This is a genomic window from Deinococcus aetherius (genome assembly GCF_025997855.1).
Lineage (GTDB): Bacteria > Deinococcota > Deinococci > Deinococcales > Deinococcaceae > Deinococcus > Deinococcus aetherius.
In genome coordinates, this window is sequence record NZ_AP026560.1 from 2,986,355 (window position 1) to 3,002,080 (window position 15,726).

The 15,726-nt window shown below is 70.8% G+C and carries 16 protein-coding genes and 1 tRNA gene; 12 read left to right on the plus strand and 5 right to left on the minus strand.

From position 1 onward, the window contains the following. Positions 1-114 precede the first annotated feature (114 nt). Positions 115-855, plus strand: coding sequence for an RNase H family protein (locus DAETH_RS15405; protein WP_264775758.1), 741 nt, complete (start codon positions 115-117; stop codon positions 853-855). A 28-nt stretch (positions 856-883) separates the two neighbouring features. After that, complete coding sequence (locus DAETH_RS15410) at positions 884-1,729, plus strand: nucleotidyltransferase domain-containing protein (protein WP_264775759.1); 846 nt, start codon at positions 884-886, stop codon at positions 1,727-1,729. Between the two features lie 28 nt (positions 1,730-1,757). On the opposite strand, the gene DAETH_RS15415 is transcribed toward DAETH_RS15410, so the two are convergent. Further along, on the minus strand, positions 1,758-2,438 hold the full coding sequence (locus tag DAETH_RS15415; protein ID WP_264777448.1) for a metal-dependent hydrolase: 681 nt from the start codon (positions 2,436-2,438) through the stop codon (positions 1,758-1,760). A gap of 163 nt (positions 2,439-2,601) precedes the next feature. On the opposite strand from DAETH_RS15415, the gene cdaA reads away from it, so the two are divergent. From cdaA to DAETH_RS15450, 7 genes are all read left to right on the plus strand, one after another. Next, on the plus strand, positions 2,602-3,474 hold the full coding sequence (cdaA, locus tag DAETH_RS15420) for a diadenylate cyclase CdaA (protein WP_406585086.1): 873 nt from the start codon (positions 2,602-2,604) through the stop codon (positions 3,472-3,474). After that, the gene (locus tag DAETH_RS15425) at positions 3,471-4,484 is read left to right on the plus strand and encodes a CdaR family protein (protein WP_264775760.1); all 1,014 of its coding nucleotides are present in this window, start codon (positions 3,471-3,473) and stop codon (positions 4,482-4,484) included. Before cdaA ends, DAETH_RS15425 begins: the two co-directional genes overlap by 4 nt. A 444-nt stretch (positions 4,485-4,928) precedes the next feature. Continuing rightward, positions 4,929-5,615 (plus strand): bis(5'-nucleosyl)-tetraphosphatase (symmetrical) YqeK, encoded by a 687-nt coding sequence (gene yqeK / locus DAETH_RS15430; RefSeq protein ID WP_264775761.1) that lies wholly within the window; start codon positions 4,929-4,931, stop codon positions 5,613-5,615. After that, on the plus strand, positions 5,612-6,901 hold the full coding sequence (locus DAETH_RS15435; protein WP_264775762.1) for an LCP family protein: 1,290 nt from the start codon (positions 5,612-5,614) through the stop codon (positions 6,899-6,901). The genes yqeK and DAETH_RS15435 overlap by 4 nt, the downstream gene beginning before the upstream one ends. Then, positions 6,898-7,287: a ribosome silencing factor gene (rsfS, locus tag DAETH_RS15440; RefSeq protein WP_264775763.1), complete on the plus strand. Its 390-nt coding sequence runs from the start codon at positions 6,898-6,900 to the stop codon at positions 7,285-7,287. The genes DAETH_RS15435 and rsfS overlap by 4 nt, the downstream gene beginning before the upstream one ends. Positions 7,288-7,410: 123 nt before the next feature. Beyond that, positions 7,411-8,100, plus strand: a complete 690-nt coding sequence (locus DAETH_RS15445; RefSeq protein ID WP_264775764.1) for a winged helix-turn-helix domain-containing protein — start codon at positions 7,411-7,413, stop codon at positions 8,098-8,100. Next, positions 8,097-9,077 carry a sensor histidine kinase gene (locus DAETH_RS15450; protein ID WP_264775765.1) on the plus strand — a complete coding sequence of 327 codons (981 nt, stop codon included), beginning with the start codon at positions 8,097-8,099 and terminating at the stop codon, positions 9,075-9,077. Before DAETH_RS15445 ends, DAETH_RS15450 begins: the two co-directional genes overlap by 4 nt. Before the next feature lie 67 nt (positions 9,078-9,144). On the opposite strand, the gene DAETH_RS15455 is transcribed toward DAETH_RS15450, so the two are convergent. Continuing rightward, entirely contained in the window at positions 9,145-9,795 is a 651-nt protein-coding gene (locus DAETH_RS15455) for a hypothetical protein (protein ID WP_264775766.1), read from the minus strand. A 64-nt stretch (positions 9,796-9,859) separates the two neighbouring features. Beyond that, positions 9,860-10,789, minus strand: a complete 930-nt coding sequence (locus DAETH_RS15460; protein ID WP_264775767.1) for a PRC and DUF2382 domain-containing protein — start codon at positions 10,787-10,789, stop codon at positions 9,860-9,862. 299 nt (positions 10,790-11,088) lie between these two features. Here DAETH_RS15460 and phoU point away from each other — a divergent pair, with 299 nt between their 5' ends. Continuing rightward, positions 11,089-11,748 (plus strand): phosphate signaling complex protein PhoU, encoded by a 660-nt coding sequence (gene phoU, locus DAETH_RS15465; RefSeq protein ID WP_264775768.1) that lies wholly within the window; start codon positions 11,089-11,091, stop codon positions 11,746-11,748. 37 nt (positions 11,749-11,785) lie between these two features. Here the strand turns inward: phoU and DAETH_RS15470 are convergent, their stop codons facing one another. After that, positions 11,786-12,229, minus strand: coding sequence for a hypothetical protein (locus DAETH_RS15470; protein WP_264775769.1), 444 nt, complete (start codon positions 12,227-12,229; stop codon positions 11,786-11,788). 9 nt (positions 12,230-12,238) lie between these two features. Here DAETH_RS15470 and DAETH_RS15475 point away from each other — a divergent pair, with 9 nt between their 5' ends. Next, complete coding sequence (locus DAETH_RS15475; protein ID WP_264775770.1) at positions 12,239-13,579, plus strand: GH1 family beta-glucosidase; 1,341 nt, start codon at positions 12,239-12,241, stop codon at positions 13,577-13,579. Between the two features lie 60 nt (positions 13,580-13,639). Beyond that, a tRNA-OTHER gene (locus DAETH_RS15480) sits at positions 13,640-13,769 on the plus strand. 67 nt (positions 13,770-13,836) lie between these two features. Here DAETH_RS15480 and DAETH_RS15485 read toward each other — a convergent pair. After that, complete coding sequence (locus DAETH_RS15485) at positions 13,837-15,630, minus strand: ABC transporter ATP-binding protein (protein WP_264775771.1); 1,794 nt, start codon at positions 15,628-15,630, stop codon at positions 13,837-13,839. Between the last annotated feature and the right edge of the window lie 96 nt (positions 15,631-15,726).

Genomic DNA, 15,726 nt, shown 5'->3' on the forward strand with positions numbered 1-15,726 from the left:
CCCTTTCCCCACGCCCTCACCCTGCGCTCGCGCCGCCTCCACGCGCTCACCCGCCGGGTGCTGTCACGCACGCTGGACCTTGAGCTGTAGGCGTGCCCGCCCCGGAGGCGCGGCGTGAATCAGGCCTATGTGGACGCGAGCTGGCACGAACTCCAGGACGGGCAAGGGGTGGGCGGCTGGGGTCTGGTGCTGCTCCTGCCCGAAACCCTGCCCGCCCGCTACCAGGGGCAACTGAACGCGCCCGACAACAACGCCGCCGAGTTGCGCGCCGTGCTGGAAGCCGTCCGTCACGCCCCGGCGAACGAGTCGCTGGCCGTGTACACCGACAACGAGGCGGTCATCGCGTCAGTGGGGCGAGGAAGGGGACCGCACTCGCTCACCGAACACGCCCGCGAGGTTCAGGACGAGGCGCAGGCGCGGGGCGTCCGGCTGCGGCTGAGCTACACGCCCCGCACCCGGCGTCACATGCTCGCCGCCCACGACCTCGCCAACGACGCCCGGCGGGGCCTGACCACCCCCGCCCTCGCCGGGCCGCACGCGGACGTGCTGATCGAGCAGCGGCCCAGCAGCCCCGAGGCGCGCGTGAGCCTGCGCCGCCACGGGGAGCGGGTGACCGCCCACGTCCACCTCGACCTCCTCTCCGCCGTGCCGCCGAGCGCCCAGGCCCTGCTCGCGGCCATCACCCTCGCCCGCCCCGGCGAGGTGCTGTTCGTCCGGCGGGCGAGCAAGGTGGCCCAGGCGCTGTGGCAGCGGCCCGAGCGCGCCCTGCTGCCCGACGCCCTCGCCCGGCTTCAGGAGGCGCGGCAGACGGCGGACGGGCTGGGGGTGCAGGTGCAGTTCCAGAAGACGGGGTGAGAACCCGTCCACCTCCTATACTCGGCCGGTGATGCCCTCCACCGCCGAGGACCCGTCCGCCCGCCGTGAGCGGTACGTGGCGGAGTTGGGCGTGACGCTGGCCGCCGACCCCCGGGTTCGGGCGGCCTGGCTAGAGGGCAGCCTGGGGAGGGGGAACGCGGACCGGTTCTCGGACATCGACCTGCATGTGCTCCTGCACGAGCGGGACTTCGCGACCTTCGGGGCGGAGGCAGAGGACTGGCTGAACGGGGTGCGGCCCCTGGTCCTGTTCAACCGGCTGTTCGGCGGGCACATGATCAACGCGCTCACCCACGACGCCCTGCGCCTCGACCTGTGGCCTCACCGGGGCGAGTCGGTGGGCCTCGACCCCGTGGCCGTCCGGGTGCTGCACGAGACTCCGGGCAGTCTCCGGTGGGAGAGCGGGGGACCACCCCCCGACGGTGTCGCCCTGGCCCGGCGGGGGTTGGCCCAGGCTCGGGAATTCTGGCGGTGCCTGACCCTGCTGCCCGCCGTCATCGGCCGGGACGAGCGGCTGGTGGCCCTGAACGGCCTGCTGGTCGAGGTCGGTCTGGTGTGCGACCTGCTGATGCTGGGGGCCGGAACCGTGCGGGACCGGGGCGTCAAGAACCTGAACGCCTTCCTCTCCCCGGAAGACCGCCAGCACCTCGAAGCCCTCGTGACCCTGGGCGACCTTTCCCCCCGAACGCTCATCCGGGCCCACCTGGCCCTGGCACGGCTCGTCCGGGCACACGGCCCCCACCTGGCGCGGCGGGCGGGAGAACCCTACCCGCAGGCCCTGGAGGACACCGCCCTGAACTACGTCCGTTCCGAACTCACGGCCCTGGGCTACCCCGTGTCCGCCCTGGAGGGTTAGGCCGCAAGGAGGACCCGCCCCGCCGGACTCACACCTCCGTCGTCTCGCCGGGCTCCAGCACGTGCACGTCCACCCCGCGCGCCTGCCCCTCCCGCGCGAAGACCTGCGGGTCGCCGGTCAGCGGCGGGAAGGTGCCGTAGTGCATGGGCACGGCGACGCGGGGACGCAGCAGTTCCAGCGCGCGGGCGGCCTCCTCCGGGCCCATCGTGTAGTGGTCGCCAATGGGGAGAAGGGCGGCGTCCAGGCCCCGGTCGCCGATCAACCGCATGTCGGAGAAGAGGTTGGTGTCGCCCGCGTGGTAGACGCGCGTGCCGCCCATCTCGATCACGAGGCCGGTGGGCATCCCGCCGTAGGTGCCGTCGGGGAAGGAGGAGGAGTGCCAGGCGGGGGTGAAGTAGACGCTCCCCCACTCGCCGCGCACGGTGCCGCCGATGTTCGCGCCGATGGCGTTCGTCGCGCCGTGCTGGCCCGCGTAGCCCCCGATCTCCGCCGTGCCGATGACGGGCACGCCCGCCCGGCCGAAGTCGAGCGCGTTGCCCCAGTGGTCCCCGTGCGCGTGGCTGATCAGGACGGCGCTGACGTTCCAGCCCAGCGCCTCCTCCACGGTGACGGGCGACTTCGGGTTCCCCACGATGAAGGGGTCGATCAGGACGCGGTGCCCGCCGCTTTCGAGCAGGAAGGCGCTTTGTCCGAGGAACCGAATCTGGATGGGCATAGCGCCACGCTAAGGGCTCGGCGCCGAGGGTGGACGTACCCAGGATTTCGAGTTCGCTGAGCTTCGCCGGGGGGAGGGCTTGACAGGGGCGCCGGGGACGGCCGCGCTTCGGGGGCAACTCACCCCGGGGCCCGTATAGTGGACCCGTGCCGCACGCTTGCCCACCCGGGAGGAAGGAGCGCCGGGCCTGCTGTCCTCCCTCGGTTCACTGACCCTTCAGGACGTTCTCGACGTGCTGCTGGTGACGTTCCTGATCTACCAGGGCTACCTGCTGGTGGTGGGCACGCGGGCGGTGAACGTGGTGCGCGGCATCCTGGTCTTCGCCGGGGTGTGGGTGATCTCCAAGGTGCTGGGCCTCGCCACCCTGAGTTACCTCCTCGACCGGGCGGGGACGGTGGGCCTCTTTGCGCTCGTGGTGCTGTTCCAGCCGGAACTGCGTGCCGCCCTGGAGCGGGTGGGCCGCCCGCGCGGGCGCGACGCCGGGCAGAGCGGGGCGGCGTTGCAAGACCTCGCGCGGGCGATGGAGCGCCTCTCCGAACGGCGGACGGGCGCCCTGATCGCCATCGAGCGCCGCACCCCGCTCGGGGAGTACGCGGCGACCGGGGTGCGGCTCGACGCGGTGGTGAGCGTGCCCTTTCTGGAGGCGCTGTTCGCCCGCAACGCGCCGCTGCACGACGGCGGCGTGATCATCCAGGAGTCGCGGGTCGTGGCGGCGGGGTGCCTCTTTCCCCTCCAGGCCGCCGACGGCACCTACCGCCGCTACGGCACCCGGCACCGGGCGGCCATCGGCCTCTCGGAACTCACCGACGCCGTGGTGCTCGTGGTCAGTGAGGAGCGCGGCTCGATGCGGATCGCCCTGGCGGGCAGGCTGGGCCCGCACCTCAACGGCTCGGAACTGCGTGAGCAACTGCGGGCGCTGGTGTACGACCGGGCGGACCTGACGGGAGAGCTGCCGGGCGTGCCGGGCGCACCTCCTCCCACCCCCCCGGAGTCCGAGGCGGGCGGCAAGCCCGAACGGGGAGGCGCGTGAGGGGAGGCGGCGGTGAGGTGCGGCGCTGGCTCGATCCCCGCTACCTGTGGCGGCGGGCGATGCACAACCTGCCCGCCAAGGTGCTCGCGCTCCTGGTGGCCGTGACCCTCTGGGTGGTCGCGACGAGCGACCGCCGGGCGAACGTCGAGCAGGGCTTCGACGTGCCCGTGACCGTTTCCGACACGACGGGTGGGCGCGGCGAGGGGACCCGCGCCGTGAGCGGCCTGACCCCCGCCACCGTCCGGGTGACGCTGAGCGGGCGGCGCGAGCGGCTCCAGGAACTCACGGGCGACGACGTGCGGGCGGTGGTGGACGTGACGGGCGTGCCCGAGGGCAGCTTTACCCTGCCCGTGACCGTGGAGTCCCCCAGTGGCACTTCTTTGCGCGAACAGCGGCCAAGACGGGTGCAGGGCTTCGTGGACACCCGGCTCGGCCGCACCCTGCCCGTGACGCTCAGCGTCGCCACCCCCCCCGAGACGAGCGTGCCGCGCTACAGCGTGACGCCCGACGAGGCGACGGTACGCGGGCCGGGCAGGGTCGTGCGTGAGGTGGCGCGCCTGGTGAGCACGCCCCTGAGCCTCGCCCCCGGCGACGAGCGCGAGGCGGCGCTGATCGCCCTCGACGCCGAGGGCCAGCCCGTCCCCGGCGTCACCACCTCCCCCGCCAGCGTGACGGTGCGCCGCCTCGACACCGGGGAGTTGCCCGTCAAGGCCGTGCGGGTGGTGCTGAACGATCCGCCGCCCGGCCTGCGCGTCACCTCGGTCAGCGTGCAGCCCAGCAGCGTGCGCCTGATCGCCGCCCCCGAACTCCTCTCCCGTCTGCGCGAGGTCACGGGCGTCGTCACCTACCGTGAGGGCACCTACACCGCCCCCGTCACCCTGCGCGTCCCGGCGGGAGCCCAGGCGCTGGAGACGGTCAACGTGCGCCTGACCGTCGAGCGCCGCCCCACCACGACGCCGCCGGACGACGATTCCTCGCCTGGCCCACAGACGGGGACCTCGGGGCCCTGAGGACCCGGCCGAGAAGTCCAGCAGCGTCCCTCAAGGACAGGCTGGGCACTGTCTTTTTGCCCCTTTGACACTTGATGTGCAGCAGGAAACCCTCGTTACAGGCGGGCGCTTTTTCTCCCCCCTCGCGGGGGACTCCGAGAGCCGCTTGTGGAGGGCCGGGGAGGGGGTGACGAGCGCAGACCGTCCCCGTGCTGGACAAGAAAAACAACCCCAATCCAATCCGTGATTTGCATCAGGCGCTTGTGGGAGAGGTTGGGACTGGTCCAGCGCCGCACAAGGGAGGGAATGCTAGCGCCCTCCCGACGCGCACCACTTCCCCGGTCCCCACCCCGGAGAGTGAGGAACCCACCCGAAATGGAAGCGCTACCGTTTCTCACGTCAAGATACCGGGCCTCAGGGGCGGTATACTTCACACATGGTGTGGCGCGGCACTCCAGTAGCCATATGATTGCTCAACTCCTCGACCTTCAGCACCCGCTGGCCGAACTGGCCGGGTGGGACGAGCGGGTGCGGCTGATGGTGCGGCCCCGCCGGTACGAACATGTGCTGCGGGTGGCCGAACTCGCCTGCCGGATTGCGTGCGCCAACGGGCTCGACGAGGCGCGGGCGTACGCGGCGGGTCTGCTGCACGACATCGCCCGCGACCTCCCGGACGCCGAACTGCTGCGCCTGGCACCCCCCGAGTGCACCATCGACGCGGCGCACCCGCTCGCGCTGCACGGGCGGGCGGCCCGCACCCTGCTCGAACGCTGGGGCTACCGCGACCCCGTGGTGCTGGAGGCGGTCGAGGACCACACGACCGGCCCGCGCGGCGGCAACCCGGTCGCCGACTGCGTGTACATCGCCGACGTGTCCGAGCCCGGGCGCGGGGTGAACGACCATATCCGCGAGCTCGCCCTGCACGACCTGGCTGCGGCGCTGAATAACGCCATCGTCTCCAAGGTCACGTACCTCCAGGGGCGCGGGATCACGGTACACCCCCGCACCCTGCGCGCCTACCACGCGTTGCCGTGCGTGCGGGAGGCGCTGGCCGGGGGGCAGGAGCCGCCCGCGTGCCCCGTGCCGGGTGAGCCGGGCGGGCAGGTTGTCCGGCCCACGCGTCGGCGCCGGGGCACCCCCTCCCACGCATGACGGCCTCCCCGCCCACCCGCCGCCTCTCCCGGCTGCGTGCCCTGCAGATCGGGGGGCTGAGCCTCGCCGCCCTCTCGCTGGGAGGCTTCGCCGTGCTGGGCACGCCGGGCCCGGCCCCGCTGCGGGCCGCCCGGGTGGACGGGAGCGTGCCGCACTTCACGCTCCTCCTCGCCGGGCGGGACATCGTGTACTGCTACTACCGCACGCCCTGCAAGAATCAGGACCAGCGCACCGGACTCGTCCAGCCTCCCAACACCGACACGCTGATGCTCGTGAAGGTGGACGGTACTCAGGTCAGCGTGCTCAACATCCCGCGCGACACGAACGTCGGGGAGTTCGACCCGCAGGAATCGGTCGCCGCGCAGAAGGTCAACAGCCGCTACTGGTCGGGGGGTCCGGTGGCCCTCACCCGGGCGGTGGAGACAATCACGGGCGAGCGGGTGGACGCCTACGTGGTCGTGCGCACCGACTACGTGGCGCGGGTGATCGACGCGCTCGGCGGGCTCGACGTGACCGTGCCGGGGGGCGGGATCGAGTGGGTCGACCGGGCAGCGGGGGTGGACCTGAGGCTCCCGGCAGGGCCGCACCACCTGAACGGGGAACAGGCCGTGCTGTTCCTGCGGGTGCGCAAGGGCTTCGGGGACGACTACGGGCGCATCGACCACCAGAAGCAGGCGCTGACCCAGCTCGCCGCGCGGCTCAAATCCCCGCAGGGGCTGGCGGCGCTGCCCACCATCCTGGGCGGCATCGGAAACGGGGTGGAGACGAACGTCGATCCGGGGCTCCTGACCACCCTGCTGCCCCACCTGCCGAACCTCAAGCTCGCCTTCGCCACCCTGCCTACCCGGGCGATTCCGGGCACCTTCAACCTCGCGCCGGACCGGGAGGCGCTCGCGCGGGTGTGGGGTCGGCAGGCTGGAGCCTCCGCGCCCCCGGCCGCGCCGGACGTCATGGTGCGCGTGGTAGACGCGAGCGGCGCGAACCTCGGCGTGGGCCTGGAGCGGGCGCTGCGGGCGCTGGGGTACACTCGCGTGACGGTGGAGGCCGCGCCCGCCAGCCGCGAGGCGAGCCAGATCTTCACGGGGCAGAGCGTGGAGGCCGCGAACGAACTCGCGGGCGCGCTGGGGCTTCCCCGCCTCCAGGGTGAACGCTTCCCGGTTTCGGCGAACGAGGTCGGTATCCTGCTGGGGGCGGACGCCCGCGTCAGCCTCGCCGCCCTCGCCGACCTCGGCCGGGGCGGGCAGAGGCCCCTTCTGAGCCACGTCCCCCAGACGGAGAACCCATGACCTCGACATCACAGACCAGCGACCCCACCCAGCACCAGCTCCGCGTCATCGTGGACGCCGCCCGCGAACGCCGCGCCGAGGACGTGGTCGTGCTCGACCTGACCGAGGTCTCCTCCACCCTCGAATACTTCGTGATCTGCACCGCCACGGCGGGCCTTCAGCTCAACGCCGTGCAGGAGAACATCCGCGAGAAGGCCCAGGAGGCGGGCCTGCCCCGCCCCAGCGTGGAGGGCCCCAGCGAACGCTGGCTGCTCCTCGCCTTCGGCGGCAGCATCGTCGTCCACATCATGACCCGCGAGGCGCGCGAGTACTACGACCTCGAAGGCCTGTGGAGCGACGCCCACGTGATGAGTTTCCCCGAACAGACGGCGGACCGGACGGTGTGAAGGGAGAGCAGTCAGCTTTCAGCCGTCAGCGGTCAGCCACAAAAGGCTTTTGCTGACAGCTGAGAGCTGATCGCTGACCGCTCTCCTGACATCCGCCTGACCTTGCGCCCCACAATGAGGGCAATGAGCCATGTGGTCGTGATCGAGGATGAGGGCACCGTGCGGGAGGTGGTGCGCTTTCACCTGGAACGCGCCGGGCTGCGGGTGAGCGCCTTTGACACGGTGCGCGCGGCGGAGGAGGCCCTGGCAGCGGCGGACGCGCTCGTCCTCGACTGGATGCTGCCGGGCGAGAGCGGTCTGGGACTCTTGCGGCGCCTGCGTGCCGATCCCGGGCGGCGGCGCCTCCCCGTGCTGATGCTCACCGCCCGGGCGGCGGAGGCGGAGCGGGTGGAGGGGCTGGAGTCGGGGGCGGACGACTACCTCACCAAGCCCTTCAGCGCCGCCGAACTCGTGGCGAGGGTGCGGGCCCTCCTGAGACGCGCCCTGCCCGAGACGCCCCAGCTTCTGAGCAACGGGCCGCTCAGCCTGGACCTGGGGGCCGCCGCCGCGCGGCTGGGGGACACGCGGCTCCACCTCACCCGCCGCGAGTTCGACCTGCTCGCCTTCCTCACCCAGAACACGGGCCGGGTGTACTCGCGCACCGAACTGCTCGACCGGGTGTGGGGGGCCGACTTCCTGGGGGGTGAGCGCACGGTAGACCAGCACGTCACCCAATTGCGTGCGCACCTGGCAGACGACCCCGCGCGGCCCCGCTTCGTGGAGACCGTGCGGGGCAAGGGCTACCGGATGCGGCCCTGGGCGGAAGGATCATGACCGCCGGGCCCGCTCCCCGGCTGGGAGCCTGGATGGACGCCCTGCCCCAGGCCGTGCTGCTCTTTCGTCCCACTGACACGGCCCCGCGCACCGCGACGGTGACCTGGGTGAACGCCGCTGCCGCCCGGTTGTGGGGTGTCGCGCCGGAACGCGCGGCGGGCCGCCCGCTGCTGGAGGTCGTGCGCCGTCACACCCTGGAGGCGCTGGCCGAGCGCGGCGGCGAACTCGAACTGGAGGCGAGCGGACGCACCCTGCGCTGCACCGCCGTGCGCCCGGGGGAGGACGGGGAGGGCGCCTTGATCGTCGAGGACGTGACCGAGCTGCGCCGCCGGGAGGCCGAGCTGCGCGAGGCGACCGCCGTGCTCTCCCACGAGTTCCGAACCCCGGTCGCTGGGCTGAAGGGGGTGCTGGAGGCCCTGGAGTACGACATGCCCCCCGAACTCGCGCGGAATTTCGTGCGGCAGGGCCTCCAGGAAGTCGAGCGCCTCGCCCGCCTCGTCGAAGACCTGGCGGTCGGCTTCCGCCCCACCCGCGCCCGCACCCTGCCGCTCGCCGACGCCTTCGCCCGCGCCGAACGCCTGCTCGCTCCCGAGTTGAGCGCGCGGGGAGCGCGGCTCACCTTCGGCGAGAGCCATCTCGTGCGCGCCGACCCCGACAAGCTGCTTCAGGTGCTTCTCAACCTGATCGAAAATGCCCTGAGGTACGGCCCGCCGGAGAACCCCATCGAGGTGCAGACGGCGCGGCGCGACTCCTGGGTAGAGGTCGCCGTGCTCGACCACGGCCCCCCCCTGGAGGACACCGAGGCCCTCTTCCGCGCGCACACGCGGGGCAGGCACGCCACCGGGCAGGGGAGCGGCATGGGCCTGTACATCGTCCGCAGCATCGTCCACGGTTGGGGCGGGCAGGCGTGGGTCGAACGCCGGGGCGGGCACAACGCCTTCTGCTTCACGCTGCCGGGGGTGGCGGGACTGGGGTAACCGGGCGCAAAGGAGGAAGGGGGAGCGTTCACGGCTCCCCCTCCTCCCTTTGTCTTTCTGTCTCGCCTTAGCGGCGCGGTCCTTCCGTCGGTCCACCCAGCCGGACCTCGGTGGTGCGCTGCTGACCACCCCGTCCCGCCAGCCCCGCGAGGCCGATCAGGCCGAGCAGGCCCCAGGGGAAGCCACGGTTGTTGTTCGTGGTGGTCGTGGTCGTGGTGGTGTCGGTCGTCCCCGTCGTCGCGGCATCGGTCGCCGTGGCGTCCGTGGTGCCGGCGCCCGTGGTCGTCGTGTCCGTCGTGGTCGTGTCCGTGCCGGTGGTGTCGGTGCCCGTGGTATCGGTCCCCGTGGTGTCCGTGCCCTGAACTTCGTTCCCGGCGGCGCCGTCACTCTCTGTTTCGGTGGTAATGTTGTCGTTCTGGACGCCGGTGGCCGCATCGGTCGCGGTGTCAGCAGCGCCCGTCGCCGCGTCGGTGGCTGCGTCAGCCGCTCCGGTGGCGGCGTCCGTGGCCGCGTCGGCCGCTCCAGTAGCGGCGTCGGTCGCTGTGTCAGCCGCTCCGGTGGCGGCGTCCGTGGCCGTATCGGTGGCTGTAGTCGCGGCGTCGGTAGCTGTATCGGTGGCCGTGGTCGCGGTGTCGGTGGCGTCCGTCTGGGCCGTCGCCATCACCGGAGCGGAGACGAGGGCCAGGGCGAGCATGAGGTTACGCATGTTGTGGGTCATTGAATCCTCCGGCGTGGCTGGGAGAAGAAGATGCCGTGTGAGTCCAGGCGGCCTGAGGCCTGGCTTAGCTGCGGTTGTTCCGCAGGTCGTCCTCGTCGCCCGTGACCCTCACGTCGCCCGTCTGGTTGACCTCCAGCACCTCGCGGCCCACGGTGTCGGTGACCGTCTGCTGCTCGGTCACGACGCGCTTGCCGACCTCGACCTCCTCGGCCACGAAGGCCTGCTTGCTCACCTCGGCGCGCTCGGCTTCCAGGTCCACCCGGACCGTCTCGCTGCCGCTCGACGAGAGCACGTCGCCCTGCACGGGCTGCGGGTTGCTGACGGGGTGGCGCTCGATGATGACCTCTTCGCGCTGTACCGGCACGCTCACGGTCTCCTGGTGGGTCTCCACCCGCTTGCCGATCTGCACGCTGCCTGCGCGGTACTTCTCCTTGTTGACCGACAGGCGCTCTTCGAGGAGCTGAAGACGCTCGGGGGTCCTGAACATCCGCTCCCGGGCCTCGCGGTCGTAGGAGGCACTCGCGGTTCCCGTGCTCATCGCGCCCGTGGCCGCCGTGCTCATCGCCGCGTCGCCCATCGTGGAGCCGGACATGGTGGTCGTCGTGGAGGTCGTGGACGTTCCCATCGCCGTGTTCGCGCCACGCAGCACCCGCTCGTCACTCTCCTCAAGGTCGAAGGTGTATTCCTCGTTCTCGTCGTACCGGTGAAGCGAGGAGAGCTGGCCCTCATTCATGCTGTCGAAGTAGACACCGTCGTTCTCGATCCGCGCGTAGCCGATGGGAACGATCAGCGCCCCGTTCAGGCTGCCGTTGTCGTCGTCCACGAGCAGGTAACGGATCTTGCCGTAGTCGTCGTCGACGAGCACGTCGCGGACCGTGCCGATCTGACGGCTCCCCGCGTAGGCGGTCGCGCCGACCGGGTTGTACATTCCCGCGTCCTGGAAGTCCTCGCGGTAGCTGTTGGAGATGTCGGACAGTCGATGAAGGTGTGGCATGTTCTTCGCTCCTTGTGGGGTGTGACTTAACTTCGGGGCCATTGTGCGAAATGCAACTTCGCCTTGTCTGAGAAAGTTAAGGTGTGGAGTCGAAAATAACGCTCTCTGAAGCCGAGAAAAACGTGCGGTTAAAGATGAGCACCCTTATTGAGAGGGAGATGCCTGATTGAGAGGAAGGCTTCCATGAAAATCGCAGGCTGCGCCCCATCCCACGCTCAGGTGAGGGCTCGTCCGGAGCCATCACAGTTCCATGACCTGTCTGCCCCGCCCGGGGTGCTACGTTCCTGGGAGGAGTTCTCATGCGTGAAGCCCTGGAAACCGACCTGCGGGCCGTCCTCAACGGCACCCTCAACATGCTCGGCACCGTCGAGCGGATGCTGCCTATCGCCGGGGACGTGCTGATCCACGCGCGGGCCGAGCGCCTGGAGGAGGTCAAGGCCATCGACCGCGAGGTGGACGCGCAGGAGGAACGAATCGAGGCCGAGTGCCTGCGGATCATCGCCCTGCACCAGCCCGTCGCCCGCGACCTGCGACTCGTCGCCCTGATTCTCAAGAGCCTTTCGGACATCGAGCGCATGGGCGATTACGTGGTCCACGTCGCCGCCGACGGGGCGGAACTCGCGCAGACCCCCGCCCTGAAGCGGTACATCAACCTCGCGCGGATGCTCGAACGGCTGGGCGAGATGAGCCAGAACCTGCGCACCGCCATCGCCGACCGCGACGTGACCCGCGCCGAGGCCACCATCGAGATGGACGACGAGGTGGACGGGCTGTACGAGCAGATTCAGCGCGAACTCGTCACCTACATGCTCGAAGACCCCCGCAACATCTCCAAGGCCCTGACCCTGATGCGGGTGGGCCGCAGCCTTGAGCGCGTGGGCGACCACATGGAGAACGTGGCCGAGCGGGTGAGGTACTGGGTGACCGGACAGCGGGAGGCGGAAACGAGCAGGACGTGAAGGGCTGTCGTGAAGAGGTTCTCTTCCTGGCGCTGCCCTACACGTTCTCCAGAACGGCTTTCACCTGAGCGTCGTATTGCCCGGCCTCGAAGACGAATGGGCCGAAGCCGTCGTAGGACCACCTGCCTCGACGGTGCGGCTGCTCGAAGTCGCTCCAGGTGACATGATCGCCTTCACGGGTCACGCGAGCCTGGAGGGGCCAGCAGCCCCCTGTGCCGCACTCGCAGACCAGCAGGCTCACCCGGTCCTGTGTCGGGTCAAACCAATCACGTAAGTCGTCCTGCGCGTTCCACTCCCTCACACCGGAATAACTTCCCGCCAGCTTCGGCTCGGGTGTGTGCAGGGCTTCCCAGGCTCGTGCCCGTTCGATGAGGTTCACCCCGTCCACGAGGACTTCAACCTCTCGACCTTCACCGGCACTGTTGGGAATCCAACGTAAGGTCAACACGTTCGGCGTCACCTCCCCATTCTCCCCCGTCACAATGCCCCCATGACCAATCTCCCGGCGGATTTCCTGTGGGGTGCGGCGACCGCCGCCTACCAGATCGAGGGGGCGGTGCGCGAGGGCGGGCGTGGCGCGAGCATCTGGGACACCTTCTCGCACACCTGGGGACACGTGAAGGGCGGGGACACGGGCGATGTGGCCTGCGACCACTACCACCGCTCCCGCGAGGACGTGGCGCTGATGCGTGCGCTGGGCCTGGACGCCTACCGCTTCAGCATCGCGTGGCCGCGCATCCAGCCCGAGGGACGCGGGCGGGCGAACGAGGCGGGCCTGGCCTTCTACGACCGACTGGTGGACGAGCTGCTGGGGGCAGGCATCCAGCCCTGGGCCACCCTCTTCCACTGGGACCTGCCGCAGGCGCTGGAGGACGCGGGCGGGTGGATGAACCGCGACACCGCGCACCGCTTCGAGGAGTACGCCTTCATAGTCGGGGAGCGCCTCGCCGACCGGGTGATCGGCTTCATGACCCTGAACGAGCCCGTGATCGTGTTCCTGCTCGGGCACATCTTCGGGAACCACGCGCCGGGGAAGCGACTGGGGCTGGCCGGGTTCCCGGTGGCGCACCACCAACTCCTCGGGCACGGGCTGGCGGCGCGGGCGCTGCGGGAGGCGGGGGCCCGGAGGATCAGCCTCGCCAACAACTACGCCCCCGCCTGGCCCGCGAGCGACCGGGAGGCGGACGAGCGGGCGGCGGCACGGATGGACGCCTGGCACAACTGGCTCTTCACCGATCCCCTGCTGAAGGGCGAATATCCCGCCGCCGTCACCGAACTGCTCTCCGAGCGCGTGCCGGGGGCGCTGGAGGTGGTGCAGCCCGGCGACCTAGGCATCATCGCCGCCCCCCTCGACTTCCTGGGGGTGAACTACTACCAGCCCGATTGGGTGCGCGCCGACCGCTTCTCCCCGTTCGGGGGCCACGGGGGGAGCGTGCCGGGCCGTGAGAAGACGGGCTTCGGCTGGTCTGTCGTGCCCGAGGGGTTGACGCAGACGCTGACGGGCCTCAAAGAGCGGTACGGGGACGCTTGCCCGCCGCTGTACGTCACGGAGAGCGGGTGTTCCTACCCCGACCGGGTGGACGAGACGGGGCGGGTGCGCGACGAGGCCCGCATCCGCTACCACGAGGCGCACCTGGAGGCCGTGTGGGAGGCGATGAACCAGGGGGCGGACGTGCGCGGCTACTTTGCGTGGAGCCTGCTCGACAACTTCGAGTGGGCGGAGGGCTACAGCCAGCGCTTCGGCCTCGTCCACGTCGATTTCGAGACGCTGACCCGGACGCCGAAGGACAGCTACTTCTGGCTTCAGGAGTACCTGCGGGGGCGGGGATAAGGGGCTCGGGGCGTGTGGGCCAATGGACTTGCGTGGAAATGGCTTTAAACTTGGAGCAGAGGGGCGTTGACAGAGTGGTTGAATGTGGGCGTCCCCGATGAGGGCCCGTCGAGGTGGCTGGACTGGATGAGCAGGAGGGACGCCCAGTCGTCCTGGTTGCGGCTCAAGGGTTCGAATCCCTTACGTTCCCGTCCGACTCAAGGCGTGCTTGCTACCACAGGCACGCCTTTTTAGCGTCCATACTTGGTCTGCACGCCTCAGCCCTCCTCCGCCCACAGCGCCCGCATCTCCGCGCTGCGCTCCAGCAGTTCGGGAAGGGTCCCCTCGCCCGTCAGGCGCCCGCCCTCCAGGATCAGGATGCGGTCGGCGCGGGTCAGGGCGGCGCGGCGGTGGGAGACGACGAGGCAGGTCGTGCCCTCCTCGCGGAAGAGGCCCTCCCACAGCAGGGCTTCCGTGCGGGCGTCCAGCGCACTCGACACGTCGTCGAACACGAGGAGGTCGGCGTGCTGGGCGAGCATCCGGGCGACCGCCGTGCGCTGTACCTGCCCGCCCGAGAGCTTGACCCCGCGTGCCCCGACCTGCGTGTCCAGCCCCGCCGGAAGCCCCGCGAGGTCGGGTTCGAGGACGGCCAGCCGCACCGCGCGCTCCAGCCGTTCCTCGTCCGCGCCCGTCAGCACGTTCTCGCGCAGGGTCTCGGAGAAGAGGCCCGGGAGTTGCGCCGTGTAGGCGGTGTGGGGAGGCACGAGGAAGGTGGCGGGGTCGGTGACCTCCTCCCCGTTCCAGAGGATGCGTCCCGAGGCGTGCGGCATCAGGCCGAGGAGGGCGCGCAGCAGGGTCGTCTTCCCGCTGCCTATCCGCCCGGTCACGACCACGAACTCGCCCCGGCGCACGGTGAAGCTCACGTCCGTGACACCCGCTCCGCCCGGGTGGTGGGCGGTCAGGCCCTCGACCCGGAGGTCACGTAACGGAAGGGGCCGGGGAGCGGGAGCGACGGCGGGCGGGTCCTCGCGCAGGTAGACCGGGTGGTGGGCGACGATGGTGGGGCGGGGCGCGTCCTGAAGCAGGCGCTCCATGCGGTCGTAACTGACGCCGGTGCGGCGGTGGCTGGCGATGGCGTGGCCGAAAAAGCCCATGCTGCGGGCCAGACGCGGCAGCAGGCCGATGAACAGCACGAAGTCGGCCACGTCCATTGAGCCGCCCCGCACCCGGCTCGCCCCCAGCAGGAGGACCAGCCCGACGATCACGTTCACCATATTGGTGTTCACACCCTGGATCAATTCGGTGAGCAGCACGTCGCGCAGGGCGGCCTGCCGCCGGACCTCCCCCAGGGCGGTGAGGTGCGCGACCATCCCCCCCTCGCGGGCGGCGAGCTTCACGGCACCCACGGCCCCGAAGGTCTCGCCGATGAAGTCGGTCACGCGGGCGGTCGCCTCGCGCATCCGGCGGCGGTAGGTGCGGATGACGGGCGAGAGCCGCTGCATGAACACGACGATCAGGGCCAGGGGCGCGCACACGAGCGCGGTGATCAACGGGTCCACCCGCGCCATCAGCACCACGGCGATCACCGAGTAGATCAGGAGGCCCCAGGCGTCCACCCAGATCTCGGTGTAGTTCGCCACGTCGTCCACATCGTCCCGGAAGCGGCTGACCGCCTCGGCGGGCGTGTCGGGCAGGCGGCGCGAGCCCGGCGCGGTCAGGAGGTAGGCGAGCAGGTTGCGCCGCACGAGGGCGTCGAGCGTGTACGACAGCTCGACCCACAGCCGGAAGCCCCCGTAGAAGACGCTGAAGCGGGCCACCCGCACGAGGGCGAACCCGGCGACCGCCACCCACGCCGCCGTGAGGGCCGGGTCGATGGGTTGCCCGCTTCCCCGCAGCCGCTCGGCCTCGTCCAGCCGCCCGAACACCGCACTCACCGCCAGGGTAAGCAGCGCGGGCGCCGCGTGGACGAGTCCCCACAGCAGCAGATTGACCGCGAACAACCACGGCCGGTAGACGAAGAGGCGCGCGGAGAGGGCGAGGGTGCGGCCTTGGGGGGATGGGGAGGTGGTCATGGGAGGCTCCGGGGGACGGTGAGTGGAGAGTAGACGGTGAGTGGGGAGTAGTCAGCGGTGAGTGGGAAAAGACGGGGGGCGAAAGCAAATGCGGGG